This is a genomic window from Halorubellus litoreus (assembly GCF_037081675.1).
In the GTDB taxonomy this organism is placed as follows: domain Archaea; phylum Halobacteriota; class Halobacteria; order Halobacteriales; family Natrialbaceae; genus Halorubellus; species Halorubellus litoreus.
The window spans coordinates 445,884-471,715 of sequence record NZ_JAZAQL010000002.1 but is presented as its reverse complement, the minus strand read 5'-3'; the positions used below and the strand labels follow the sequence as shown (position 1 = coordinate 471,715).

The 25,832-nt window shown below is 67.1% G+C and carries 27 protein-coding genes and 2 tRNA genes; 8 read left to right on the top strand and 21 right to left on the bottom strand.

Going from position 1 to position 25,832, the window contains the following annotated elements:
- Positions 1-33: 33 nt before the first annotated feature.
- Positions 34-996, top strand: coding sequence for a PQQ-binding-like beta-propeller repeat protein (locus tag VYJ16_RS09615; protein WP_336350088.1), 963 nt, complete (start codon positions 34-36; stop codon positions 994-996).
- An 11-nt stretch (positions 997-1,007) separates the two neighbouring features.
- Here VYJ16_RS09615 and cofD read toward each other — a convergent pair whose 3' ends face one another.
- The 4 genes from cofD to mvk form a co-directional block, all read right to left on the bottom strand.
- Entirely contained in the window at positions 1,008-2,000 is a 993-nt protein-coding gene (cofD, locus tag VYJ16_RS09610) for a 2-phospho-L-lactate transferase (protein ID WP_336350087.1), read from the bottom strand.
- Positions 2,001-2,089: 89 nt separating this feature from the next.
- Entirely contained in the window at positions 2,090-3,628 is a 1,539-nt protein-coding gene (locus VYJ16_RS09605; protein ID WP_336350086.1) for a glutamate-cysteine ligase family protein, read from the bottom strand.
- Between the two features lie 102 nt (positions 3,629-3,730).
- Positions 3,731-4,480, bottom strand: coding sequence for an isopentenyl phosphate kinase (locus VYJ16_RS09600; protein WP_336350085.1), 750 nt, complete (start codon positions 4,478-4,480; stop codon positions 3,731-3,733).
- Positions 4,477-5,481 (bottom strand): mevalonate kinase, encoded by a 1,005-nt coding sequence (gene mvk, locus VYJ16_RS09595; protein WP_336350084.1) that lies wholly within the window; start codon positions 5,479-5,481, stop codon positions 4,477-4,479. The genes VYJ16_RS09600 and mvk overlap by 4 nt, the downstream gene beginning before the upstream one ends.
- A 319-nt stretch (positions 5,482-5,800) precedes the next feature.
- Here mvk and VYJ16_RS09590 point away from each other — a divergent pair, with 319 nt between their 5' ends.
- The gene (locus tag VYJ16_RS09590) at positions 5,801-8,269 is read left to right on the top strand and encodes a methyl-accepting chemotaxis protein (protein WP_336350083.1); all 2,469 of its coding nucleotides are present in this window, start codon (positions 5,801-5,803) and stop codon (positions 8,267-8,269) included.
- Between the two features lie 204 nt (positions 8,270-8,473).
- Here the strand turns inward: VYJ16_RS09590 and rpsB are convergent, their stop codons facing one another.
- The 13 genes from rpsB to VYJ16_RS09525 all read right to left on the bottom strand — a co-directional run bounded on the left by rpsB (position 8,474) and on the right by VYJ16_RS09525 (position 14,656).
- On the bottom strand, positions 8,474-9,250 hold the full coding sequence (gene rpsB / locus VYJ16_RS09585; protein WP_336350082.1) for a 30S ribosomal protein S2: 777 nt from the start codon (positions 9,248-9,250) through the stop codon (positions 8,474-8,476).
- Positions 9,247-10,452, bottom strand: coding sequence for a phosphopyruvate hydratase (gene eno, locus VYJ16_RS09580; protein ID WP_336350081.1), 1,206 nt, complete (start codon positions 10,450-10,452; stop codon positions 9,247-9,249). Before eno ends, rpsB begins: the two co-directional genes overlap by 4 nt.
- A complete protein-coding gene (locus tag VYJ16_RS09575; protein WP_227131337.1) occupies positions 10,453-10,641 on the bottom strand; it encodes a DNA-directed RNA polymerase subunit K in 189 nt (62 codons plus the stop codon). It lies immediately after the preceding gene.
- Positions 10,641-10,835 (bottom strand): DNA-directed RNA polymerase subunit N, encoded by a 195-nt coding sequence (locus VYJ16_RS09570; protein WP_227131338.1) that lies wholly within the window; start codon positions 10,833-10,835, stop codon positions 10,641-10,643. The genes VYJ16_RS09575 and VYJ16_RS09570 overlap by 1 nt, the downstream gene beginning before the upstream one ends.
- Positions 10,836-10,847: 12 nt before the next feature.
- On the bottom strand, positions 10,848-11,243 hold the full coding sequence (locus tag VYJ16_RS09565) for a 30S ribosomal protein S9 (protein ID WP_227131339.1): 396 nt from the start codon (positions 11,241-11,243) through the stop codon (positions 10,848-10,850).
- Positions 11,237-11,677: a 50S ribosomal protein L13 gene (locus VYJ16_RS09560; RefSeq protein ID WP_336350080.1), complete on the bottom strand. Its 441-nt coding sequence runs from the start codon at positions 11,675-11,677 to the stop codon at positions 11,237-11,239. The genes VYJ16_RS09565 and VYJ16_RS09560 overlap by 7 nt, the downstream gene beginning before the upstream one ends.
- Positions 11,674-12,024: a 50S ribosomal protein L18e gene (locus VYJ16_RS09555; protein ID WP_227131341.1), complete on the bottom strand. Its 351-nt coding sequence runs from the start codon at positions 12,022-12,024 to the stop codon at positions 11,674-11,676. Before VYJ16_RS09555 ends, VYJ16_RS09560 begins: the two co-directional genes overlap by 4 nt.
- Before the next feature lie 30 nt (positions 12,025-12,054).
- Positions 12,055-12,139: transfer RNA gene (locus VYJ16_RS09550), tRNA-Leu, on the bottom strand.
- 173 nt (positions 12,140-12,312) lie between these two features.
- A complete protein-coding gene (locus VYJ16_RS09545; protein WP_336350079.1) occupies positions 12,313-13,059 on the bottom strand; it encodes a DNA-directed RNA polymerase subunit D in 747 nt (248 codons plus the stop codon).
- Positions 13,060-13,064: 5 nt separating this feature from the next.
- On the bottom strand, positions 13,065-13,457 hold the full coding sequence (locus tag VYJ16_RS09540) for a 30S ribosomal protein S11 (protein WP_323676637.1): 393 nt from the start codon (positions 13,455-13,457) through the stop codon (positions 13,065-13,067).
- Position 13,458: 1 nt separating this feature from the next.
- Entirely contained in the window at positions 13,459-13,980 is a 522-nt protein-coding gene (locus VYJ16_RS09535) for a 30S ribosomal protein S4 (protein ID WP_336350078.1), read from the bottom strand.
- Complete coding sequence (locus tag VYJ16_RS09530; RefSeq protein WP_336350077.1) at positions 13,980-14,498, bottom strand: 30S ribosomal protein S13; 519 nt, start codon at positions 14,496-14,498, stop codon at positions 13,980-13,982. The genes VYJ16_RS09535 and VYJ16_RS09530 overlap by 1 nt, the downstream gene beginning before the upstream one ends.
- Before the next feature lie 74 nt (positions 14,499-14,572).
- Positions 14,573-14,656, bottom strand: a tRNA-Ser gene (locus VYJ16_RS09525).
- A gap of 349 nt (positions 14,657-15,005) precedes the next feature.
- Here VYJ16_RS09525 and VYJ16_RS09520 point away from each other — a divergent pair.
- From VYJ16_RS09520 to VYJ16_RS09505, 4 genes are all read left to right on the top strand, one after another.
- Positions 15,006-16,301: an ABC transporter substrate-binding protein gene (locus tag VYJ16_RS09520; RefSeq protein ID WP_336350076.1), complete on the top strand. Its 1,296-nt coding sequence runs from the start codon at positions 15,006-15,008 to the stop codon at positions 16,299-16,301.
- Between the two features lie 24 nt (positions 16,302-16,325).
- Positions 16,326-17,336 carry a carbohydrate ABC transporter permease gene (locus tag VYJ16_RS09515; protein ID WP_336350075.1) on the top strand — a complete coding sequence of 337 codons (1,011 nt, stop codon included), beginning with the start codon at positions 16,326-16,328 and terminating at the stop codon, positions 17,334-17,336.
- On the top strand, positions 17,333-18,229 hold the full coding sequence (locus VYJ16_RS09510; RefSeq protein WP_336350074.1) for a carbohydrate ABC transporter permease: 897 nt from the start codon (positions 17,333-17,335) through the stop codon (positions 18,227-18,229). Before VYJ16_RS09515 ends, VYJ16_RS09510 begins: the two co-directional genes overlap by 4 nt.
- Positions 18,230-18,290: 61 nt before the next feature.
- Positions 18,291-19,451, top strand: a complete 1,161-nt coding sequence (locus VYJ16_RS09505; RefSeq protein ID WP_336350073.1) for an ABC transporter ATP-binding protein — start codon at positions 18,291-18,293, stop codon at positions 19,449-19,451.
- A gap of 143 nt (positions 19,452-19,594) precedes the next feature.
- Here the strand turns inward: VYJ16_RS09505 and VYJ16_RS09500 are convergent, their stop codons facing one another.
- From VYJ16_RS09500 to fen, 3 genes are all read right to left on the bottom strand, one after another.
- Positions 19,595-21,451 (bottom strand): PH domain-containing protein, encoded by a 1,857-nt coding sequence (locus tag VYJ16_RS09500; protein WP_336350072.1) that lies wholly within the window; start codon positions 21,449-21,451, stop codon positions 19,595-19,597.
- A gap of 2 nt (positions 21,452-21,453) precedes the next feature.
- Complete coding sequence (locus VYJ16_RS09495) at positions 21,454-21,918, bottom strand: PH domain-containing protein (RefSeq protein ID WP_336350071.1); 465 nt, start codon at positions 21,916-21,918, stop codon at positions 21,454-21,456.
- A gap of 84 nt (positions 21,919-22,002) precedes the next feature.
- Positions 22,003-22,983, bottom strand: a complete 981-nt coding sequence (fen, locus tag VYJ16_RS09490; protein WP_336350070.1) for a flap endonuclease-1 — start codon at positions 22,981-22,983, stop codon at positions 22,003-22,005.
- Between the two features lie 235 nt (positions 22,984-23,218).
- Between fen and VYJ16_RS09485 the strand changes: the two genes are divergently transcribed.
- Both VYJ16_RS09485 and VYJ16_RS09480 read left to right on the top strand, forming a co-directional pair.
- On the top strand, positions 23,219-24,097 hold the full coding sequence (locus tag VYJ16_RS09485; RefSeq protein ID WP_336350069.1) for an SDR family NAD(P)-dependent oxidoreductase: 879 nt from the start codon (positions 23,219-23,221) through the stop codon (positions 24,095-24,097).
- A 51-nt stretch (positions 24,098-24,148) separates the two neighbouring features.
- Positions 24,149-25,333, top strand: a complete 1,185-nt coding sequence (locus VYJ16_RS09480) for a cystathionine gamma-synthase (protein WP_336350068.1) — start codon at positions 24,149-24,151, stop codon at positions 25,331-25,333.
- Here VYJ16_RS09480 and VYJ16_RS09475 read toward each other — a convergent pair.
- On the bottom strand, positions 25,330-25,551 hold the full coding sequence (locus VYJ16_RS09475) for a hypothetical protein (RefSeq protein WP_336350067.1): 222 nt from the start codon (positions 25,549-25,551) through the stop codon (positions 25,330-25,332). The genes VYJ16_RS09480 and VYJ16_RS09475 overlap by 4 nt on opposite strands.
- Positions 25,552-25,832 lie beyond the last annotated feature (281 nt).

The window sequence follows — 25,832 nt, the reverse complement described above, 5'->3', positions numbered from 1 at the left end:
TCAATCGGCACTCAACCCAGCTCGCTCTTCGAAGTGGACGGTAACCTGCTCGCTCCCGTGCATGACGGGTCCACGCTCTACATTTCGGTTCCAACTCTCCCGACCAGCCACAGTGAAGAAGAACTTAAACCCACGTTCATAGCGCTGGAATGGCCCAGTGGTACTCAAAAATGGACCCAGACGGTAGATAACGAATACCCGTACCAACCCATCGTAGACGAGAACTCATTGTACACGCTCGGATACAATGCCACAATTACAGTTCTCGATACGGGTTCGGGCGAGATAACTGATAGCATCGATCTGGGTTATGGCTGGCTTGATCGAGGAATTCACCATGGTGAGCGGCTCCTCGGTAGTGCTGACAGTCAGATTTACGCTCTGTCGACAGAATCGCACACGTTGGACTGGGAATTCGAGAGCGACAGAGAATTTGTTGGTGGACCTGCTGCGTCTGGAAACACACTCGTGTTTGCGACCCAATATGGCGGCCTCATAGCAATCGATACCGAGGATGGGAGCCTGACATGGAAACGTAGTTCGATTATGGGGAGTAGAACGTCACTTTCGAGCCCCATGATTCACGATGGCTCGATTTTCATCAGTTCTGGGTCACAGCTGGGCTCTTTCTCGTTAACCGATGGATCGACAAACTGGACGATACCGTTGGGTGGCGATACTACTTTATCACCAACTCTAACCGACCAAGGAATCGTGGTTTGCACTGACAATCAGGTCTATTGCCATGCAGGTGACTCTGGCGAGAGAAAATGGGAATCGGAATTACCTGGCCAGCCGATGTCTTCGGGCGTTGGTACTCCCGGCGCAGTTTTCATTCCCACTAAAAGAAACCGAATCTATAAATTGGACACTCAAAGCGGTGGCGTCGATGATTTCATCGAAGCAGAAGCCGGTGCCGATTTCTACTCGCTTTCTGTTCTGGGGGACCACCTATTTTATTCTGAAAAGTCGACAGGAATAATCTACCATACGTAAAATCCAAATATCTATTCTGCCGCGTCGATGGCGCGCGTCACCGCCTGGACGACGCGCTTTGCGTCATCGCGGTCGTCGATACGGACGTCCGTCCGTTCGGTCGGCACGTCGAAGTTCGCGTCGTCGTTCTCGTCGACGACGAACGCGTCCGCGAACGGGTACGCGCTCGCCAACCCCTGCGTGCTCGGTTCGCCGCCGACGGCGTCCATGAGTTGTGCGACCGGGCCGCTGAACGCCTCGTCGCCGAGGAACGGCGACACCGCGACGACCGTCGCGTCCTGGAGCGCCGCGCCGATGCCCGGGACGGAGAGCATCGGGCCGATGCTCGTCACCGGGTTCGACGGCCCGATGACGACCACGTCGTCGAGCGCGTCCAGCACCCCTGGCGCCGGTTCCGCGTTCGACGACCCGCGGAACTCGACGTTCTCGACCGTCGGTTCGCCGCCTCGACCCACCCAGAACTCCTGGAAGTGCATCACGCCATCGGGCGTATGGATGAGGCTCGCCACCGGGTCGTTCGTCATCGGGAGCAGGTCGAGTTCCAGCCCGAACCCGCGCGCGAGCCGGTCCGTGACCTCCGCGAGCGAGTGGCCCGAGTCGAGCAAGCTCGTTCGCGTCACGTGCACCGCACGGTCGCGGTCGCCGATCTCCATGAACTCCGCAACGCCCGAGAACCGCCGCCAGCGCGCCAGCTCGCGGCCCTCCGTCTGTCGTTCCTTCGGGAGGAACTGCGGGCCCGTGTCGAGGTCCGCGGCCTTCGCCACGTCCATGAGCGCGTCGTGCGTTCGCGTCGTATCCCCACGGATACCCCACCAGCGCTCGCGGTCGAGAACGCCCCCGCCCTGGAAGATGAGCGTGTCCACGTCCGGACACACGATGAGCCCACCGAGCTCGACGTCGTCGCCAGTGTTCGCGACGACCGTCGTCTCGTCCGGCGAGAACGCGCCCGCGGCCCCGTCCAGCAACTTCGGCGTGCCGGTGCCACCGGAGAGAAACGTCACCATGCCAGGTCGTTCCCGGCCGCTCGTCTAAACCGTTCCGGCCCACTCACCGCTCGATACCCGCCGCGGACACGCGCCCGGGACGCCGCCGGTCACTGGCGGCCGCCCTGGAGCCACTCCGCGAAGCTCGCCGACAGCAACGTCTCCCGCTGGGCGTCGACGTACGACCGCTGGGCGTCCTCGACCGCGTCCGCGAACGACGCGCCGTCGTCCACGGCCGCGGCGACCCGTTCGTGCTTCCAGCGCGCCGGCGTCATCCGCCGGCGTACGCGCGCCTTCAGCGGGTGCGTGTACCGCGCCGCCTCGTCCTCGTCCAGCCCACGCATCTGGAGGCCCTCCTCTGCGTGCGCGAGCAGGTCCTCGTAGGTGCGCGCGAGGTCCCGCGTGTGCTGGCCGTCGTTCGTTATCCAGACCGTGTCCGCGGCGAGGCCGTCGCGCATCGCGCCGTAGAAGTTGTCTCGCGCCACCGACCAGTCCAGGTCCAGGACCGGGTGCTCGACCTTCGGGAGCGCCTCCATGAGGCCCGCGAACACCGCCTGGAATGCGATACCGTCCCGGACCGTCGGCTGGCCCGCGATGGGGCGGAACTCGATGCGCGCGTTCGCCGAGGATCGCGTCGGCCCGCCGAACACCGGACGCACCCACCGCCAGTACGTCCCGTGCTTCATGCGGAACGCCGCGAACTTGTCGTCGAAGCGGTTCGAGGACTCGACGGGCATCGGGACGAACGTGTCGTCCTCGGCGATGCGGTCGACCGCCTGCTCGACCGACTCGACGTCCCGCGGGAACCGGACCTTCCCCGTGGTGTCGGTCTCCGCGTTCAGCACCGTCTCGAACACGCCGATGCGGTGACCCATCCAGGCGTCGTCGAGGATGGTCGCCGCGTCGACGTCGTCGTCGTAGCAGTCCGGCGGGAAGAACGGCGAGTTCACGCCGAGCGCGAGCAACGGGCCCGCGATACGGAGCGCGTACTGGAAGTACTCCGGGAGGTCCGCGGCGTGAGGCACCTGATAGTGCGGTTGGATGCTCGTGATGAGGCTCTCGGGCATCACGGTGTCCGCCGCCAGGTCGACGTGGGGCGCGTCCAGGCGCATCCCCGCCTGGTTCGCGCCCTCGTCGGCGTTCGCCATCGCGTGATAGCGCGCGCTGTCGCTCATGTTCGTCGCGACCCTGACGCCGCGGTCCTCGACGCTATCGGTCAGGTAGCCCGTCGCCGTCTCGCCCTCCGGCGGAATCGTCCACATCCCGTCGCTCACGAGCCGCATCCCCTCCGCGCTCGCGCACTCCTGGGCGGTCTGGAGGCGCGCGAGCACCTCCGACTCCTGCGCGCGGAGCCCGTGCTCGTTGAACGGCTGCGGGCTCGTCGACATCTCCGCGTTGTGCAACCCGAGCTCCTTCTCGAACCCGATGAACTCCAGCAACCGCCGCGGTACCCGCATCAACGCCGTGGTCTCGTCGTTCACCGCGTAGAACTCGTACTCGAACCCGACGATCGCCTGCGGGTTGTCGAACGTCCCCTCGCGAAGCTCCTCCTTGATGACCGACGCGTCCTCCCGCACCTGCGCCTCGAACGCAGCGGTGTCGACAGCGAGTGCGTCCTCGACGCGCGACGCGAGGTCGTCCGATTGCATACCCGGTACGGAGACGCCAACCCGTATCAATCCCATGGTAAGGCACGTTGGCGCGACCGGCGACGACCACCAGTCGCGTCCCGTCGACGCCTCGTCGATCCGCTAGCGGTCGCCGTGGACGGTCGTTCCGGGTTCGTCGCCGGCGAGGAACGCGGGGAGGGCGTCGAGGTCGAAGATGCTCGCGGGGGCGCCGAGCGCGAGGAGTTCGCGGACCTTCCCGGCCATGCCGCCGGAGACGTCGGTCGCCGAACTCCCGCCGAGGACGTTCTCGACGTCGTCGAAGCTCCGTATCTCGGGGACGACGGCGTCGTCGGCGTCGAGGACGCCGGGGACCGTCGAGCAGACGCCGACGCGGGCGGCGTCCATGGAGTCGGCGAGGCTGGTGACGATCTCGTCGCCGCTGAGGACGGTCGCGCCCTCGCCCGCGTGTGCGACGAGGTCGCCGTGGAGGACGGGCACGAATCCCTCGTCGAGGAGCGTCGCGACCTGCTCGCTGGGGAGGGTGAGCGCGCCGTCGCGGTCGCGGTGCGCCGCGGAGAGCGGGTGGACGGGGACGGCGGGGACGTCCGCGTCGTGGAGCGCGCGGAGCACGAACTTGTTCAGGGTCGTCATCGCGCCGTGGATGGCGGTGACGCCGTCGACGTCCCGGACGCCCTCGGTCGTGCTCGCACCCCACTCCTCGGCGTGAGGGTGCCCGAACGATCCGCCGCCGTGGACGACCACCACGTCGTCGACGCCGCCGTCGCGGGCGGCCGCGATGGCTGCGGCGGCCTCCTCGAGCGCCGCGCCGTCGACGGTCTCCTCGCGGTCCTTCTCCGTGACGACGCTCCCGCCGAGTTTGAGGACGATCATTCGACGCGCACCCCCTCGGTCGCGAGTTCCGCGCGGAAGACGTCCTCGCACGTCGGCGTCAGGTCGAGCGCGGTCTCCGTCCCCTCGCCGGCGTCGAGCGCGACGATGCACCCGCCGCCGCCGGCGCCCGTGAGCTTCGCGCCCGCCGCCCCCGCCTCGCGGGCCGCCCACACCATCTCGTCGAGCGACCGCGAGGACACGCCGAGCGCCTCCAGCAGGCCGTGGTTGAAGTTCATCAACGCGCCGAGCTCTTCGAGCGTCTCCTCGGTCGGGTCGTCGGCGGCGTCCGCGATGAGCGTCTCGCCGCGACGGACCACGTCACCGATAGCTGAGACCGTGTCCGCCGCGAAGTCGTACTCGTCGCGGAGCGCGCGCACGCCGGCGACGAGTTCCCCTGTGTCGCCCGCCCCGCCGTCGTAGCCGACGACGAACGGCAGGTCGGGGTTCCCGAGCGTCCGGCAGTCGTCGCCAGCGACCCGGACTGCGCCACCCATCGTCGAGCAGAACGTGTCGGCGCGCGACGCCTCGCCGTCCTGGACCGCGCTCTCCGCGCGATACGCGCGCTCCGCTATCTCGCGGTCCTCGACGTCGACGCCGAGCGCCGCCGTCGCCGCGGCGATGGTCGCCACCACCACCGCCGCGGACGACCCGAGTCCTCCGCCGAGCGGGATCTCGCTCTCGACGTGCACGTCGAAGCCCGCATCCGGTGCGTCGGCCGCGTCCCGCGCCTGCTCGATAGCCGCGTCGACGTACCCCGTCGCCGCTTCGAGGAGCGGCGTCGGCGCGTCCACGTCCGGTGCTGTCCCGCCAACGGCGTCGTACTCGACGGTGAACCCGGAGATGTGGAGGTCCGCGGACTCGACGCGGAGCCGTGCGTCGTCCCGACGGTCGACGGTCACGGTCGCCCGACGCTCGATAGCGCACGGCACCGCAGGTTCCCCGTAGACGACGGCGTGCTCCCCGAAGAGATAGACCTTCCCGGGTGCACTCGCAGTTACCATACCCGACAATTCGCACCCGGGAAAAAGAGTGTTGCCAGTTCCCCACGCGACGAGCACTCACCGAGCAACCCCGCGACACTCACCGAGCAACCCCGCGACACTCACCGAGCAACCCCGCGACACTCACCGAGCAACCTCGAAACACTCACCGCGCGAACATCCGACACGACCCAACAGCTTCGACGACATCCCGATTCGTAGTCACCTATACGTCTCCTGCAAGACGCGAAAGTGTCGTCCCGAACCGCGAAACGACAATAAACCGTCCCTTTACAGCCCAAGGGTTTATGGACGGTATCGGACTATAGACCAAGAACGTATGTCAAGTGGGGACGAGGACCAAGACGACGCATCGACCGGACCGAGCCTGCGCGCACGCATCGCACCGAACTTCCTCCGCAGACGATTCGGACTGAAGCTGTTCGTCCTCCTGCTCGTCGTCCTCGCGGTCGTCGCAGGAGCCGGCGCATTCAGTTACTACCAGACCGAACAACGCGTCCAGACCCAGACCGAAGAGAACCTCAAGGCGACCGCGACGATGCACGCCGACGCCATCAACGAATGGAGCGCCGACCGGCGCGCGAGCACGTCGGCCATCTCCGACAGCGACGTCCTCCGGAACGACACCGCAAGCACCGACGCCATCCTCGACTACGCCAAAACCGAGAAGTCGCGGTACAACACCGGTGGTCGCTCCGTCATCGTGAACGTCCACGTCGTGAACGTCGCCGACAGCGAACTCGTCACCACGACCTCCACGTCCCTCCGGAACCAGGGACTCGACGCAGCAGACGGCGAGTGGACCGCCCTCGAATCCGGCGACTTCCGGTCCAGCGACACCGTCTGGGCGACCGAACGCGCGTACCTCCCCGCGTTCGACAACCAGGCCGTCATGGCGTACGCGAGCCCCGTCCCCGGGAACGAAGACCTCGCCGTCGTCGTCGTCGGGAGCTTCGAGGACTTCGTCACCGACCTCCGCGCACCCGGCGACCAGACCACGAACGTCCTCACCACCGACCGCGAACCCGTCGTCGGCGACGAGACCGCGGTCGTCCGCAGCGGCTTCCAGGACGCCGTCGCCGGCCAGCCCGCGTTCCGCGTCCGCGGCGACACCGTCCAGGCGTACGCACCAGTCCCGAGCACGGACTGGATCGTCGTCAGCTCCCAGCCCGAAGCGTCCGCGTTCGCCGTCCGCGACACCGTCGCGACGAACGTCGGCGCGCTCGTCGCCGCCGCGCTCGTCTCACTGCTCGTCGTCGGCACCATCATCGTCCGTCAGACCACGCGCCCCCTCCAGCACCTCCGCGACAAGGCCGCCGCGATGGAGGAAGGCGACCTCAGCGTCTCACTCACGCACGGCCGCATCGACGAGTACGGCCGGCTCTACGACGGGTTCGACAGCATGCGGAACTCGCTCCGAACCCAGATCCGGGAAGCGCAGGAAGCGCGCGCCGACGCCGAGGAGGCACGCGCCGACGCGGAAGCGCTCACCGCGCACCTCGAACGGAAGGCCGACGAGTACGCCACCGTGATGCAGGCGTGCGCCGACGGCGACCTCACCGAGCGGATGAACGCCGACTCCGAGAGCGCCGCGATGGAATCCATCGCCGTCGAGTTCAACGAGATGGTCGCCGAGATCGAGGCGACGACCGCGGAGGTGAAGGCGTTCGCGAGCGAGGTCGCGACCGCCAGCGAAGAGGTCACCGCCTCCAGCGAGGAGGTGCGTTCGGCGAGCGAACAAGTCACGGAATCCATCCAGGAGATCTCCGATGGCGCGGAACGCCAGAACGAGAGCCTGCAGTCCGTCAGCGGCGAGATGGAGCAACTGTCGACGACGACCGAAGAGATCGCGGCGTCCTCGAACGAGGTCGCCGACCTCGCCGAACGCACCGCCGAGACCGGCCGCGAAGGCCGGGAAGCAGCGGAGACCGCCATCGAAGGGATGCGAGAACTCCAGGCGGACTCGACCGACGCCGTCGACGCCATCGAGGACCTCGAGAGCGAGATGAGCGAGATCGACGAACTCATCGAATTCATCGGCGACATCGCGAAGGAGACGAACATGCTCGCGCTGAACGCGAACATCGAAGCCAGTCGCGGCGGCGCAGCCGGCGACGCCGGCGGCGAAGGGTTCGCTGTCGTCGCACAGGAAGTCAAGGACCTCGCGAGCGAAGCGAAGGACGCCGCCGAGGACATCGAGAGCCGCCTCGAACGCATCCAGGACCAGACCGAGCGCACCGCCCAGGAGGTCCAGCGGACGAGCGAACGCGTCGAGGAGAACGCCGGCAGCATCGAGAACGCCGTCGCCGCACTCGACGAGATCGCGGACTACGCCCAGGAGACGAACACGGGCGTCCAAGAGATATCGGCCGCCACCGAACAGCAAGCCGCGAGCACGCAGGAGGTCGTCGCGATGGTCGACGACGCCGCCACCATCTCGGAGGAGACCACCGCGGAATCCGAGAACGTCGCCGCCGCCGCCGAGGAACAGACCACCGCACTCACCGAGGTCTCCCGGAGCGCGAGCAACCTGGCGACGAACGCAAGCACGCTCAGCGACGCCCTCGACCGGTTCACGACCGACGCCAGCACCGACGACGCGCCCGACGACCACGCGGAACTCCCCGAGGGACAACCGAGCGCGCTCACCGACGACACCGCCGACCCGATGCCCGACGACCCCGACGCCGCACTCGACGAGATCACCGACGCAGACACCGAACCGACCGAGAATCACGACCAGCAGGCCGACACCGACCTCGACGCGACGTTCGACGACGACAACTGACGAACCACCCTCCCTACATCTCCTCTCTCGACCACCACACCACCCAGCGACAGCACGGCCGGCCACCACACCACACGCCGACGGCTCGCAACCAACCAGCCCGCATCACACCGACCACTCACGGCCAAACGCCAGACAGAACGACCGTTCGCCGGCAGCACCGCTACCAGATCAACGAACGCGAGAAACGAAATCCCGAGCGGTTCAGATACCGGACTCGAAGTCGTCGAGCGAGTACGCCGGCTCCGCCCCACGGCGGTCGAGCGTCTCGTTCGCGAGCAGCCAGTAGACCACGCTCAGGGCCTTCCGACCCTTGTTGTTCGTCGGCACGACGAGGTCGACGTTACTGGTCTGGTTGTTCGAGTCACACATCGCGATGACGGGGATACCGACGGTGATAGCCTCCTTCACCGCCTGCGCGTCACCGATCGGGTCGGTCACGACGAGCACGTCCGGCTCGATGTAGCCGTCGTACTTCGGGTTCGTGAGCGTCCCCGGAATGAACCGGCCCGTGCGAGCGCGAGCGCCGACGGCCTCCGCGAACTTCTCCGCGGGGAACCGGCCGTACTGGCGCGAACTCGTCACGAGGATCTGCTCGGGCGCGTAGTTCGCCAGGAAGTCCGCAGCCGTACGGATGCGGGAGTCGGTCTTCGCCACGTCCAGGACGTACAGGCCGTCCGTGCGGACGCGGTGAATGAACCGCTCCATGTCCTTCGTCTTCTGCTGGGTCCCGATGTGGACGCCAGCGCCGAGGTAATCCTCGACGGGGATGAGGAGGTCGGCCTCCTCGTCACCCATGACGTCGTCGTCGAGCGCAGGGCCCGCGTCTGTCTCGGCCTCGGCCTCCTCGGCCTCGGCGCTCTCTTCGTCAGTCACGGGCTCGACGTCGTCCGCTTCGGCCGCCGGACCGGCGCCCTCCGCGGGCTCCGCCTCGATCTCCTCTTCGGCGGCATCGAGCCCTTCGTCGTCTTGTGCTGTCATAATGCGTCGTCTGCGATTCGGATGAGTTCGTTCAGCTTCGCGGTTCGCTCGCCACCGACCGCGCCCGTCTTGATGAACGGCGCGTCAGTCGCCACGGCGAGGTGTGCGATGGTCGTATCCTCCGTCTCACCACTCCGATGAGAGACGACCGGGTCGTACCCGTGCCGGACCGCAAGTTCGATCGCGTCGAACGCGTCCGACAACGTCCCGATCTGATTCGGTTTCACGAGGATACTGTTCCCAGCTCCGGCGTCGATACCCTCGGCCAGCCGCTCGGTGTTCGTCACGAACAGGTCGTCGCCGCACACGAGCGTACGGTCACCGACGCGGTCCGTGAGCTCCGCGAACGCGTCGTACGCGTCCTCGTCGAGCGGGTCCTCGACGTACACGAGATCGTACTCGTCGACGAGCCCAGCGATGTACTCGACCTGCTCCTCGGTGGAGCGCGTCTCGTCACCGTACACGTAGGCGTCCTCGTCAGCGTCGTACAACTCCGCACCGGCAACGTCGAGCCCGAACCCGATCTCGAACCCGAACTCGTCAGCGACCGTACTCGTCGCCTCGTCGACTATCTCGAACGCCTCCGCGTCGTCGATACTCGGCGCCCACGCGCCCTCGTCGCCCTTCCCGCAAGCGACGTCGCGCTCGTCCAAGAGATCCGCAACCTCGGCGTGAACCGCCGCGTTCGCGAACACCGCATCCGCGACACTCGGCGCCCCGACCGGCGCAGCGAGGAACTCCTGGATGTGCGTCGCATCGGCCGCGTGCTCGCCACCACCGACGACGTTCCCGAGCGGCGTCGGGAACGACCCACCACGGAACGCCCCACCGAGATGCTGGAACAGCGGCGCGCCGAGCACGTCGGCACCCGCCTTCGCAGCCGCCATCGAGATCGCGACCGCACTGTTCGCACCGATGACACCGAAATCGTCAGTACCGTCGGCCGCGTGCAACGCCGCGTCGACGTCACGCTGATTCCCCGCGTACACGCCACCCTCGAGTCGAGGGACAGCGAGCTCGCGAGCCTTCGCGATCGCCTCCGACGGCGGCAACTCGATCGCCTCGTACTCGCCCGTCGACGCCCCGCTGGGCGCCGCCGCACGACCGAAACCGCCACTCTCCGTCAACACGTCAGCTTCCACGGTCGCGTTCCCGCGCGAATCGAGCACGCGCCGCAGTCGGACGTCCGTGATGCGCGTCATCTACTCGTCACCTCGACCCCGACGCACCGTAAAGGGCAGTGCCCCTGCGTCGTACTCCTCGGCCGCGATGAGGATGGGCTCCGTCTGGTCCGTCTCGATCAGCACGGGCGCCCCGTACGACACCTGGAGCGCTCGCGCACCCAGGATACGGGCCTTCTCGTACCGATTGTAGCGCTGTTTCCCGGGCATCACTGGTAAGGGGAGACGATGTCCACGAGGTCCTTGTGACTCACGAGCATCCGCCGGCAGCAGTACCGGTCGATGCCGAGCTCGTCGAGAACCATCTCGGGGTCCTCGTCGCCCTCGCGAGACCGCGCCTTGAACTCCTCCCAGTGCTCACCCACGACGTTACCGCACGTGAAACACCGGACTGGTACCATCATGACTGGATCACCTTAGCGGTAGGACTTCTGGTAGCGCGCACGCGCACCCGGTCCGCCCCACTTCTTGGGTTCGGACTGGCGCACGTCGTTCACGAGCAGCGACCGGTCGAACTCGCGATACGCATCGCGAAGCTCCGCGTCGCCACTGTGCTGGACGATACCGCGCGCGATCGCCGTGCGGACGGCGTCCGCCTGTCCGGCGAACCCGCCACCCTGCACGGAGACGTCGACGTCGACGTCGTCACGCACGCCGTCGACGATGCGGAACGGCTCCAGCATCTTCAGGCGAGCCATCTCCGGCTCCACCAGCTCGACGGGCTTGCTGTTGATTCGGACGCGACCCTCCCCGTCGGAGACGGTCGCCCGCGCGATAGCGGTCTTCTTCTTCCCGGACGTGTTCGTTACCATGTGACGTTAGCACCCAGTTGCTCTGAGACCTCCGACAGCTGGAGGAACTTGATGTTCGACAACCGATCGAGCGACGTCCCGTCGAGGACCTCGCCGTCGTCGTCGTCGAACGGATTCCCGACGTAGACGCGGACGTTCGAGAACGCCTCACGGCCACGGTCGGACTTGTGGGGGAGCATCCCACGGATGGATCGCTTGAAGATGCGATCCGGTCGCTTGATCGTCGCCGGACCCTGGTCCGACCCGATCTCCGCGCGCTTGCGGTACGTCGACATGATGTCGTCCTCGTTACCGGTGATGACGGCATCCTCCGCGTTCACGACCGCGATGGACTCGCCGTCCAGCGACCGTTCCGCGACCTGCGACGCGACGCGACCCAGAATGCAGTTACGGGCGTCGACGACGACGTCCGCGTCGAACTCGGACGTATTCATCGAATCACCCGTACGTTGCTTCCTTCGGGGTTCTGTTCGATAGCCTGTTCCAGTTGGAGCGTCTCGCCTACCTGCTCGATCTTCGTCTCGGCAGACGACGAGAAGTCGACCGCCGCGACGGTGACCGACTTCTGCAGGGCGCCGCTCCCCAGGACCTTCCCGGGGACGACGACCGTCTCGTCTTCCTGCGCGTACCGCTCGATTCGCCCGAGATTGACCTCCGCGTGCGTGCGGCGGGGCTTCTCGAGGCGGTCGGCGACGTCGCTCCAAACGTCGGCGTCATCTGTACGAGACACCGACTTCAGCTCGGCGATGAGACTGCTGAGCCTCGGATTCGTCTTACTCATGACTTTCCTCCTGAATGTGAGAAGAACGGATGCAGGGAGCAGGATTTGAACCTGCGGACCTCTACAGGACAGCGCCCTGAACGCTGCGCCGTTGGCCTGACTTGGCTATCCCTGCGCGTGCCCTCGTAGGCACCTGTTTGTTCCGTGCCCCCCTTCAAACCACTTTCGATTACGGCGGACGAACGGGGGACGGCGCCACGGTCGGCGTCGTCACTCCCGGCGTCGGTCGACGGTCGACCGAGCGTTCGTCCAGCCGTCAGGGTGTGATTGGAAGGGGTCATAGTTACGTTATAGCGATACTGCGTCTTCGAGTTCTGCGGCGCGCGCGTCGAGCGACTCGACGGCGCGCGTGAACAGCTCCTCGACGGACATCGACCCGTCCGTCTCCACGCTGAAGACGAACGCGTGCTCGACGTCCTCCACCGCGACCTCCTGATCGGGATACCGATTCGTGAGGTCGTGGTCGAACTCCGCGGTGTCGACCAGCTCGTCACCCTCCTGGATGACGCCACGGTAGATCTCGGGGTCGACGTCCTCGAACTCGCCACGGTCGCCCACGGTCTCGACGCGCTGGAGGTTCCGGTACCCCACAGCAACGCCGCCCTGATGCTTCGCGTGGTCCTTCCCAGTGCTGAGCACTGCGTCGGCCTCCAGTTCGAGCCGCTGCCCGTCCTTGAGGTCGATGATCGGGACGTTCTCCTCGGCCGGCTGGACCATCTCGTCCGACGACACGATGTCGCCGGAGTACGCGGTCGCGGGCCCCGAGACGTCAAGCGAGAGCGTCACGACGTCGTCCTCGTCGAACTCGTTCGGCGGCGTCGACAGCGGAACGAGTCCGAGCCGCAGCGCGATCTGCTCGTCGAACATCACCGACGAGTTCTCGATGAAGCGCACCTCGTCGATCGCCAGCGTCGGCACGTCGGCGATCATCGCGCGACGGATACCGTTGGCGAACGCCGGGGTGACGCCACGTACGAGGAACTTCGCGGACCGTTCCTCGCGTTCGATGAACTCGACGTCGTATTCCTCGTCCATGCTTGTTAGAATCCGCCCTTGCCCTTGGGGGCTCGGGAGCCGTCGTGCGGGATGGGTGTGACGTCCTCGATGCGACCGATCTCGAAGTCTTCGCGAGCGAGTGCGCGGATCGCTGCCTGCGCACCCGGCCCCGGGGACTTCTGGAGGTTCCCGCCAGGTCCGCGAACGCGGACGTGGAGGCCCTCGATGCCGGCCGCACGGATCTCGTCGGCGAGGCTCTCGACCATCTGCATCGCCGCGTACGGCGACGCCTCGTCGCGGTTCTGCTTGACAGCAGTCCCGCCAGAGGACTTCGCGATGGTCTCGGCGCCCGTGAGGTCCGTCACGGTCATCACGGTGTTGTTGTACGATGCGTGTACGTGGGCGATGCCCCACTTGTCGTCTTCTTGCTCTGCCATGTTACTGACCCTCCGCGCGCTCGGGGTGGAGTTCGTCCGCGAGCTCGCTGTTCTCGTCGAACTCGATGGCGTCCTCCTCGTTCACGGTGACCGTGTACGACGGTCGCGTGACGCGAGCGCCGTTCACGGTGACGTGCCCGTGCACGATGAACTGTCGCGCCTGCTGGGTCGTGTTCGCGAGACCCTTCCGGTACGCGACGGTCTGGAGTCGGCGCTCGAGGAGGTCGTTTATCTCGAGGCTCAGGACGTCGTCGAGTTCGTCGCCGTCGTCGAGCACGCCGATGCGCTTGAGTCGAGCGAGGAACTCCTCGTCCTCGTCCTCGGCGCCCTCGTCCATCTGCACGGACCCGAGCAGGTCTCGGGCCTCGCGGCGGAACGAGCGGAGCTGGGACTGGACTCGCCAGAGCTCTTCTTTGTTCTTCAGGCCGTACGTGTCGACGAGACCGTGTTCCTCGGCGATACGCTCGCCCTGGAACGGGTGGTTCGGCGTCTCGTAGCCCTTGGTGTTGTTCCCGGTTGCCATTATTCCTCACCCGCTGCTTCTTCTTCGGCCTGTTCTTCGCGGATCTCTTCGACGTTGACGCCGATGGTACCCTCGGTGCGGCCGGTGGACTTCGTCCGCTGGCCGCGGACCTTCTGTCCGCGCTTGTGGCGGATGCCACGGTACGCCTCGATCATCTTGAGGCGGTTGATGTCGTGACGGCGGGACATGTTGAGGTCGTTCCCGACCTCGTGGGTGGTCTCGCCGGAGTAGAAGGCCTTCTGGCGGTTGTTGAGCCAGTCCGGGACCTCGTCGGCGTAGTTCTCGACGGTTTCGACGACGGCGTCGATGTCGTCGTCGTCCAGTCGGCCGAAGGTGGCCGTCCGGTCGACCTCGGCCTCGTGGGCGATGATTCTCGCCGTACGTCGCCCGATACCGTTCATCTCGATGAGCGACCGCTCGACGGACTTCGTCCCGTCGAGGTCTGTCTGGCCGATTCGGACGAAGTAGCGAAGGTCCTCGTCGTCCTCGGTGTCGCCCTGTGGTTGTTCTTCGCTCATGTGTTGCGTGTATGGAGTGCTGATGCACTCTCGGTTGAAGTTCCACGACCAGCCTGGTGTGGTGTGGAATCCGACGTCGTGGCGGGGATTTGAACCCCGGAGGCTTACGCCACAGAGTTAGCAACCCTGCGCCTTGGGCCAGGCTAGGCTACCACGACATGCTGTCTATCGTCGCCCTCTCGGACTCGGGGCCGACGCCCCTGCATCGATTGCACTCCCTGCTACTCCGGTCCTATACTTAAGCCCCACGGAACGCGGGCCGACTGTGTCGGGTTCTCACGCGGGTGCTGGCTGGCGTCGGGTGGCGATTCGAACCGGCAGCGCGTGCTGGTGTGTGGTGGTTTTTGTGTGGTGGAGCGTTCGTTGGGTGTGTACCGGGTTCGGCGTGGTCGCGGATTCCACGCCACCGACCTTGGTTATTCACTCGGTAGCGAATAAATTTGGGGAAACCTTAAGTGACGGGCGGAATTATGCATGGGTGAGTCTCTCACAGAGACGCGTGGTGGCATGACAGAACACGACTCAACAGCAGACGTCTCCAGACGTACCGTTCTCAAGACGACCGGCGCAGCCGGCGCAGCGGGCCTCACCGGACTCTCGGGCTGCCTCAGCAGCCTCACCGGTGGGACCTCCACCGTCGAACTCCTCCACGGTTGGAGTGGCGGCGACGGAAAGGCCGCGTTCGATTCGATGCGCGAAGGCTTCGAGCAGGAGTACCCCGACGCGGAACTCAACGTGCAGGCGATCGGCGGCTCCGCGAACACGTCGCTGAACACGAAGGTCCAGCAGCGCGTGAAGAACGACGACCCGCCGAGCTCGTGGGCCGACTGGCCCGGCGCGAACCTCCAGCAGTTCACGGACGCCGACGCGTTCGGCGACATCGGCGACTCCGTCTGGACCGACGAGGTCCGCGACGCGTACCTCAAGGGTCCGATGGACGCCGCGAAGGTCGACGGGACGTTCGTCGCGGTGCCGACGAACATCCACCGCATCAACAACCTGTTCTACAACAAGTCGGTCGTGGAGAGCGCTGGCGTCGACCCCGCCTCCATCGACAGCCCGAACGCGCTCGTCGACGCCCTCGAGACCGTCGAGTCCGAGACCGACGCCGTCGGCTACGCGCACTCGCTGAAGGGGCCGTGGACGAGCCTCCAGCTGTTCGCGACCGTCTTCATCGGCCAGCACGGCTCGAGCGCGTACGACAAGTTCATCAACGGGAACGGTAAGAAGTCCCAGGTCGCGAAGTCCCTGGAGACCCTCGCCTCGTACGCCGAGTACATGCCCGACGACGCCTCCTCCATCAGCTTCCAGGAGGCCGGGACGATGGTGCAGAAGGGGAACGCGGCGTTCATGCACCAGGGCGACTGGCTCGCCGGCATGTTCCAGGGGAGCGACTTCGAGTTCGAGAGCGGCTGGGGTCACGTACCGTACCCCGGTACGGAAGGCGTCTACCAGCTCAACATGGACTCGTGGGTGTACCCGACGAACAACCCGTCGCCGGAGAGCACGAAGAACTGGCTCAAGTACTGCGCGTCGAAGGACGCCCAGAAGCGCTTCAACAAGCAGAAGGGCTCGATTCCGCCGCGGAGCGACGTCTCGATGGACGAGTTCCCGGCGTTCCAGACCCAGCAGTTCGAGGAGTTCACGAACTCCGACAGCCAGCCGCCGTCGCTCGCGCACGGCCTCGCCGTCCCGAAGGCACAGCTCAGCGCGCTCTCGACGGCACTCAGCGACAAGTTCGATCACACCTCCGACACCGTGGACGCCACCGCGACGGCGTTCATGAGTGCCGTCGGGAACTAAGGCGGCACACCGACGCCCTCATTTATGCGTGATATAGCAAGACACGCGAAACGCCTCGTAGGTCGCTCGGATGGCTCCGAGGACGAGGTCCGCGCGGACGGCGGTGAGCCCGTCGATACCCAGGGGAGCGGCCCGATAGCCGCGCTCAAGCGGAACCTGGCGAACCAGCAGTTCCGGGAGTCGATGCCGTTCTGGCTGCCGGCGTTCCTGCTGATGGCGTTGTTCGTGTACGGCGCCATCATCTGGAACTTTGCGCTGTCGCTGACGGACCCGGTCGGGCTCGGGTCGCCGGATTACTCGGACCTGGACTTCGAGATGTACGTCCAGGCGTTCGCGAGCGATTCGTTCGTGAACGCGACCGTGAACACGTTCGTGCTCCTCGTCGCGTTCACGCTCGTGTCGCTCGTGCTCGGCCTCGTCGTCGCCATCCTCGTCGACCGCAACATCCGCTTCGAGAACACGTTCCGGACGATATACCTGCTCCCGATGAGCCTGTCGTTCGTCGTGACCGCGCAGTTCTGGCTGTGGATGTACAACTTCGATAACGGCGTCGTGAACCTCTTCCTGGAGGTCTTGCCGTTCGTCGACAAGGTCCGGTGGTTCTCGAACCCCGAACTCGCGTTGCCGGCGGTCATCTTCGCGCTTATCTGGCAGTTCAGCGGGTACACGATGGTCGTCTACCTCGCCGGGTTACGCGCGATACCGACCGAGCACTACGAGGCCGCTCGCGTCGACGGTGCGAGCACCGTGAAGATGTACTGGCGCGTGATCGTCCCGCAATTGAAGGGGTCGACCATCTCGGCGACGGTCGTCCTGATGGTGTTCGCGCTGAAGGCGTTCGACTTCCTGTACGCGCTCCGCGGCACGTACCTGCCGTACAAGGGCACGGACATCCTCGCGACGCTGATGATGCGCGAGGCGTTCAGTAACGGGAACTTCGCGTACGCGGCAGCGATCGGTATCATGCTGTTCGTGCTCGCGCTCGGCGTCGTCGCGCCGTACCTCACCTACCAGTACCGGAGTGGTCAACTATGAGTACCGAGACAGTCACGCCGGAGGAGACCGACGTCGGCGTGGACACCGAACGAGTGGCACTGTACGCGGTCCTCGGGGGGCTGGTTGCGTTCTACCTCCTCCCGATAGAGACCGGGTTGATGACGTCGTTGAAGGCGGACCCGTTCTCGAGCGCGCCGTTCCTGCCGCCGGTCGAGCAGTTCACGACCGAGAAGTACGCGCGAGCGTTCGACGCGCTCGGGCACGGGTTCGTGAACTCGTTCCTCCTGACGATTCCGGCGACGATACTGTCGGCGCTCATGGGGAGCATGGCGGCGTACGGGTTGACGAACGTCGACTGGAAGGGCCAGGTCGGTATCCTGGCGTTGTTCATCGCGGGGATCTTCATCCCCTATCAGGCGGTTCTCATCCCGGTGTCGAAGTTCTGGGGGAGTATCGTCCCGCTGGAGACGTGGTTCGAACCCGTCTGGCTGTTGACGCCGGGCGTCGAGCAGTACCACTTCAACGTTCTGGAGCTCGTCATCACGCACGTCGCGTACGGGCTCCCGATCTGCACGCTCCTGTTCCGGACGTTCTACCTCGATCTGAACGACGAGATGATCGAGGCGGCGCGACTGGACGGGGCGAGCATCGCGCGCATCTATCGTCGCCTCATCCTGCCGCTGTCGGGGCCGATGTTCGCGGTGGTGCTCATCTACCAGTTCACGCAGATCTGGAACGACGTCCTGTTCGCGCTCGTCCTCGTCGGGAGCGGCGACGGTGCGATGGTGACGGTCGTGCTCGCACAGCTCGGGAACAACCTGAGTAGCGTCGGTATCGGTCTGAAGATGGCCGGGGCGTTCCTGACGGCGCTCCCGACGCTACTCGTGTACATCTTCTTCGGCGAGCAGTTCGCGGAGGGGATCGCGACGTGACCCGACCGTCGCCGGTATCGCGGCGGGACGATGCGGCGCTGAACGACAGGAGTGATTACGTATGGCAGAACTGACGCTCGATAACGTTAGCAAGGTGTTCGTCGAGGACGACGGGAATCACATCGTGGCGGTCGACGACGTGTCGGTCGACATCCGCGACGGTGAGTTCCTCGTGCTCGTCGGTCCGTCGGGGTGTGGGAAGTCCACGACCCTGCGGATGATCGCTGGCCTCGAGACCATCACGGACGGCGAGATCCGGCTGGGTGGTGAGGTCATGAACGACAAGGAGCCCAAGGAGCGCGACATCGCGATGGTGTTCCAGTCGTACGCGCTCTACCCGCACATGACGGTGCGGGAGAACATGGCGTTCGGGCTGGAGGAGTCCACGTCGATGGGCGACGACGAGATCGACGAGCGCGTGTCGTCGGCGGCGGAGATGATGGGTATCGAGGAGTTACTCGGTCGGAAGCCCCGCGAGCTCTCGGGCGGCCAGCAGCAGCGCGTCGCGCTCGGTCGCGCGATCGTCCGCGACCCGGCGGTGTTCCTGATGGACGAGCCGTTGTCGAACCTGGACGCGAAGCTCCGGTCGAAGATGCGGACGGAGCTCCAGCGCATCCAGGAGGACCTCGGCGTGACGACGGTGTACGTGACCCACGACCAGACGGAGGCGATGACGATGAGCGACCGCATCGCGGTGCTCGACGACGGCCGCCTCCAGCAGGCGGGGACGCCCCTGGAGTGCTATCACGAGCCGGCGAACGAGTTCGTCGCGGGGTTCATCGGCGACCCGTCGATGAACTTCTTCGACGTGGAGGTCCAGGGCAACCAGCTCCGGGCGGCGGACTTCACGTACCCGGTGAGCGACGAGACGCTCCAGGAGATCGGTGACCGCACGACCCTCGAGTTGGGTATCCGCCCGGAGGACGTGACGTTGTCGACCGACGGCGCGACTGGCGAGCACGACTTCGAGACGGTCGTGGACGTCGTCGAGCCGATGGGTGACGAGAACAACGTCTACCTCACGTTCGACACGGGCGGGGAGCCCGACGAGGACGACGAGACGTTCGTCGTCACGGTCGGCGGGATGCAGCAGGTCGAGGCCGGGCAGCCGGTGACGGCCCACATCCCGGAGGAGGCCGTGCACCTGTTCGACGCGAAGTCCGGCGAGTCGGTGAAGAACCGGTCGCTCGAACAGGTCGAGACGCTCGGCAAGCGCGTCTGACTCGGTCGCGGCGTCCCTTCTGCCTCGGTCGCGGCGTCTCTTCTGCCGTCGGTTCGGTCGCGTCGAGGAGCGTGTCGTTCGCGTCAGGGAGCGTGTCGTTCGCGTCAGGGAGCGTGTCGTGGTGCTCGTGCGCGAGCGAGGGGTCAGTCGGACGTCGGCGTCGGTCCGCCGTGGCCGCCATGGCCGTCGGTACCGCGGTTGTCGTCGCCGTCGCCTCCTGCGTCGTCGTCGGGGCTTGCGGGGTCGTGGTCGCCGTCGAGGTGCGATTGGAGGCGGTCTCTGAGTTCGCGCTGGAGGCGGTCGACGTCGTCGGCGTCGAGGTCGTGCGCGGTCGGCGAGGACCGTGAGAGCGTCGCGGAGCTGGCGGTGTCGGCGACGAGCGACGCGAGGCGACGGCGGCGCTGGAAGACGGTCGCGGTCCCGACGACGGTCTGGAGGCGATAGTAGGGGACGACGTGCGTGCGGCGCCGCCAGAAGCCGGTGCGGACGACGACGTGGTCGTCGCGGACAGCGTACCCGCGGTGCGTCCACTTGAGGTGCGCTGCCGGTGGGACGGCGAGGAGGGCGACCGCGGGCACGAACCAGAGCGTGAACGACGGGTAGAGCTGTGCGGCGCCGTACGCGACGGCGACGGCGGCGAGGACGACGAGCGAGTACCGGACCGCGTAGCGTTCGCGGGCGCGCTTGGGCGGGCGCTCCAGTTCGGGGTCGTCGTAGTCGAAGAGGTCGCCTGCGAGGTCGAGGACGCGGTCGCGCGCGGCGACCGGGACCGCGGCCTGCGTGCCGGCGTTCCCGCCGCCACCGGCGTAGCCGGCGGTCTCGACGTCGAGCGCGGCGTACCCGAGCCAGCGCATCGGCGCGGTCTCGCGGACGGTGAGCGTCTGTATCTTGTCGGTCGGTATCGACCCGGAGTACCGCTGGAGGAGGCCGCGCTCGTAGACGAGGTCGTTCCCGCGGCGACCGAGTTCGAACTCGTAGTACTCGAGGACGGCGAGCGCCGCGGAGAGGACGTACCCGCCGACGAGGACGAGCGGGCCGGCGACGCCGCCGAGGACGAAGTACTGGTCGGGCGTCATCACGTCCGGGTCGAGGCTCGCGGGGCCGCCGAACGGTTCGGCGGCGGCGAGCAGGACGTTCGTCGCGACGTCGCCGGCGAGCGGGAACCCGACGAGGACGAACAGGAGCGACCCGAGTTGGAAGTTCGTCGCGGCGAGCACGAGGAGGTCCGCGAACTTGAGCGCGAGCAGTCGGTCGTAGTCCTCCTCGTCGGTCCAGACGCCCGCGGGGTCGTTCCAGTCCTCGGCGCCGTGCGCGAGCGCGTCGTCGTGCTCGCCCTCGCGGTCGAGTGCGTCCTCGCGCCTGCCTGTCGACGTCCCGTCCCCGGTCGCGCCCGGTTCGTCGACGACCGGGTCCGCACCGGTGGCGTCGGCGTCGGTCGTCCCCGGAGCGGTCGCGTCCGCGTCGGTCGTCGCCGCGTTGGTCTCGGTCGCGTCGGTCGTCGCCGCGGTGGCGTTCGCGCCGTTGGATTCTCGGAGGCGCGCGCGGCGTTCGCGGATGCCGCGCTGGATGGCGCGCGCTTCGTCGATGTCGACGACCGAGAGCGTGGCTTCGGTCGCCCCGCCGCCGGCGGTCTCGATGCGGACGACCGCGACGTCGAACAACTGGTGCAGGACGTTCTGTTGGACGTCGACGTTCTGGATGCGTCGGATGGGGATCTCGCGTTCCGTCCGGCCGATGACGCCCTGCGCGACGTCGAACGTGTCCGGCGTGAGCTCGTAGGAGAACCGACGGTACGTGAGGTAGCCGTACGTCCCACCGATCGCGAGCCCGAGCGGTGCGAGGACGACGAGGAGGTCGGTCGCGGGCACCTGGACGCCGATGAGGTCCGGGAGGAAGTTCCCGCCGACGAACGCGAGGAACGTCGGGATGAGGAACCCGTTCACGCCGTAGGAGAGCACGCGGATGACCGCCGAGAGCGGGTGGAGGCGTTCCATCGACATGGCTAGACGGCGTCGTCGGGTTCGGCGTCGACGGCGAGTTCGCGGAGTTCGTTCCGGAGGGTGCGTGCGCGTTCGACGGTGAGGCCGGGGATGGTGACGTCGGCGCCCCGCGACCCGGCGGTGTAGACGACGACCCTGGAGATGCCGAGTGCGCGGTCCAGCGGCGTGCGCTGGGTGTCGACGTGCTGGACGCGCACGTACGGGACGGCGGTGTCGACGTGCGTGACGACGCCGCGGACGAGGTACAGCGCGTCCGATTCGAGGTCGAACCGCCAGCGGCGGTAGTGCGCGAACGCGTGTGCGACGCCGAGGACGGCGACGACGGTGAACGCGCCGACGACGAGCGGGACCTGCGGCAGCCAGTCGAGCAGGACGGTGGCGCCGTACGCGAGCGCGGCGAGGACGGCGGCGAGGATGAGCGCGCGCAGCGACCACTGCAGGCGGACGCGCTCGTGTAGCGTCTCCATACGTCGGGCGTCACGCCGGAGGGACTTGAAAACGCGTGCCTCGCGGGCGGTCTGCGCGACCGGGTCGCGTCCCCGGTCTCGCGGTCAGGTCCAGTCGTCGAGCCCGGTCTGCGTGAGTGCGTCCTCGATGCGTTCGAAGCCGCGCGCGACCTCGTCGCCGGGGACCTCCCACTCGTCGGTGACGTACGCTCGCGCGGCGTCGACGTCCGGCGTGATGGTCGTGTCGAACGCGTAGTCGCTCGTGACGTCCGGGTCGAAGAACAGCTGGCGGACGAGGTCGGCGTTCTCGACGACGACGTCCTCGTGCTCCATGACCGCCCAGAGGTCGCCGTGCTCGCGGACGGCTTTCAGGGCGGTCTTCGGGCCGTAGCCGCGGACGCCGTCGTTGAAGTCGGTGCCGCAGAGGATGGCGACGTCGACGAGCTGTTCGCGCGTGAGGTCGAGGTCGCGGAGGGTCGCTTCGAGGTCCATGCGCTCGGGGTTGCCCTTGCTCGTGAGCTGGCGGAGCGTGACGGGCGCGCCGAACAGGAGCGCGTCGTAGTCCTCGGTGCCGACGTACTCGACGTCGCCGCGCGCCGCCATGTGCGCCGCCTGCGCCTCGCCCTCCGCGGGCGCCTCTATCACGGGGACGTCGAGGAGGGAGAGGAGTTCGCGGCTCGTCTCCTGGATGACGTCCGTGAGTCGCTGCGTCGCCGAGTCGAGGCGCGCCACCTCGGCCGCGTCGCCTTCCTCGCGCGCATCCTCGAGCTGGTCCTCGAGCTGCTCGCGTTGCTCGCGGCGCTCCGCGATCTCGTCCGCTTTCAACTCGCTGGGGCCGCCGTCGAACACGAACACGGGCGTGAGGTCGTGCTCGAAGAACTTCGGCAGTCCCTGGACGATACCGACGAGGTTCGCGACCTCGTCGCCCGCCGCGGTGGTGTACACGGACTCGTTCGTGAACCGCACGGTCGTCGTCAGGTACCGGTACAGCCAGTTGTGCGCGTCCACGGCGACGACGCCCGGCTCGACCTCGCTCCAGGGGACCTCCTCGATGGTCGCGAGGTCCCGCAGGTCTGCGTTCCCCATTGTCGAGATGCCGTACGTGGCGGGGGACAAAGAGGCCGGGGTTCCGGGCTCGTGCTGGCGTCGGTCGGTCGGTGGCGTGGCTGCGCCGGGCTTCGGTCGCGCCGTCGGTGGTCCCCGGCCGGTTCCGTGCGCGAGGGTTTACGTCTAGTGTAAACCTCATTTCTCGACAGGTGAGAACTCTCGTCACGAGAACGAGCGGCACTGTGATGCTCCGAGGGCGCGTACCTCCCGCATCATGACCGCCACCACTGCGGGCCGCGTGGTCGTCCTCTCGGGCGCGAACGCGGGCATCGGGCACGGGATGCTCGAGACCCTGCTCGCGGACGGCTACCGGGTCGCGGCGCTCGACGTCGACACCGCGAACCTCGGCGCGCTCGGCGAGCAGTACGGCCAGCAACTCCGCGTCTACGAGTGCGACGTGACGAGCGACGACGCCGTCGACACCACCGTCGCGGACGTCCTCGACGCCTGGGAGCGCGTCGACGTCCTCGTGCACAACGCCGGCATCTTCAACTTCGGCCTGATGCGGGACCGGTCGCTCGCGGACACCCGCGAGGAGTTCGAGGTGAACGTCTTCGGCGCGATCAGGCTCGTGCACGCGGTCCTGCCCGGGATGCGCGAGCGCGGCGACGGTCGAATCCACCTCGTGAGCTCGGGCGTCGGTCGCGTCGGGAACCCCGGCCTGACCGGGTACGGGGCGACGAAGGGCGCCCTGGAGTCGTTCACGCACTCGCTCCGCCTCGAATTACAGAACGAGGCGGTCTCGTGTTCCGTGATGCAGCCGTCGCTCGCGCGCACCGAGAGCGCGCTCGAACTCGGGTACCCCGAGTCGATGATGGAGGACCCCGCGGTCGTCGGCCGGAAGCTCGCGCGAAAGGTGGAGTCGACGAAACCCGTCGTGTACGCCGACCTGAAGACGCGACTCGGCATCCGGTTCGCCGAACTGTTCCCGTTCGTCGTGACGCGCAGCACGCGCCGGTTCCTCGACGAGCCACCGTCCCCTGCGGCCCCGGACGGAACTGCGGCGAGCGACGACGAGCGGGACGCGCCCGATTCCGGGGACCAGGCGGTCGCGGAGGGCGTCGAGGACGACGCCACCGCGGCGGACGCCTGACCGCGCTCCCGGAACGCAAGAGGTACCTGCGGGGCGCGCGACGCGTCTCTCATGACCGACGACCCAGCGGACGGTGACGCGGACGCGTTCCGGTTCGAGACGCGGAGCATCCACGCGGGCCAAGCGCCTGACGAGGAGACGGGCGCGCTGATGACGCCAATCCACGCGAACTCGACGTACAAGCAGGACGCGCCCGGCGAGCACCGCGGGTACGAGTACTCGCGGACGGGTAACCCGACGCGGACGGACCTCGAGAACAACCTCGCGAGCCTCGAAGGCGGCGAGTACGGGCGCGCGTTCTCCTCGGGGATGGGCGCCATCAACACCGTCCTGAACCTCCTCGAATCGGGCGACCACGTCGTCACCGGCGAGGACGTCTACGGTGGCACGCACCGCATCTTCACGCAGGTGTACGAGAAGTACGACGTCGAGTTCACGTTCGTCGACATGACCGACGTCGACGAGATCGCTGCGGCGATGCAGGACAACACCGAGTTGCTGTGGTTGGAGTCGCCGACGAACCCCCTGATGAGTATCGTCGACATCGAAGCAGCGTCGGACGTCGCGCACGACCACGACGCGCTCTGCGCGATCGACAACACGTTCGCGACGCCGTACCTCCAGCGCCCCCTCGAACACGGCGCGGACATCGTGAGCCACTCGCTCACGAAGTACCTCGGCGGCCACTCGGACGTCGTCGGCGGCGCGCTCGTCACCGACGACGAGGAACTCGACGAGCAGTTCGGGTTCTACCAGAACTCCGTCGGCGCGACCCCCGGGCCGTTCGACTGCTTCCTCGTCCTCCGCGGCACCAAGTCGCTCCCGGTGCGGATGGACCGCCACTGCGAGAACGCGCGCGACCTCGCCGCGTGGCTCCACGACCACGACCACGTCGACGAGGTGTACTATCCCGGCCTCGAATCGCATCCCGGTCACGACGTCGCCGCGAAGCAGATGGACGACTTCGGCGGGATGCTGAGCTTCGAACTGGACGCGTCGCTCGCGGAGACGAGCGAGTTCGTGAGCGCGACGCAGGTGTTCACGCTCGCGGAGAGCCTCGGTGGCGTCGAGAGCCTCATCGAGCAGCCCGCGCCGATGACCCACGCCGCGATTCCCCGAGAGGAGCGCCTCGAAGCCGGGTTGACCGACGGCCTCGTTCGCGCGAGCGTCGGCATCGAGCACGTCGAAGACCTCAAAGCCGACCTCCAGCAAGCCATGGAGTACGCGCTCGACTAAGTCGACCGACTTACGGATTTCTCCCGGGGAGAATCGACGGGACCCACCACCGACGCGACCGCCGACACCACCGACGCGACCGCCGACACCACCGACGCGACCGCCGACACCACCGACACGACCGCCGACACCACCGACGCGACCGCCGACACCACCGACGCGACCGCCGACGCCACCGACGCGACCGCCGACGCCACCGACGCGACCGCCGACGCCACCGACGCGACCGCTCCTGTAGCCGAAACCAGATGAGTACTGCACCGCGACAGCGACCGCACCGCAGCCTCGTCCTCCCCAGCCGACTCGCGAACCGGCTCCCGTCGGTCGCCGCCGCGCTCGTCCCTCGCACGCGGTCTTCGGCCGCGCCGCCCACGGACGGCGCGGCCGACGGCCCGCGCGCCAGTCGTCAGTCGAACGCTCGATTCGACGAGCCACCGGGCCGCGAGCAGCGCGCGCCGCTGGCGCGTGCTGCGAGCAGGGGGAGGGCAGGGCGCGGTGC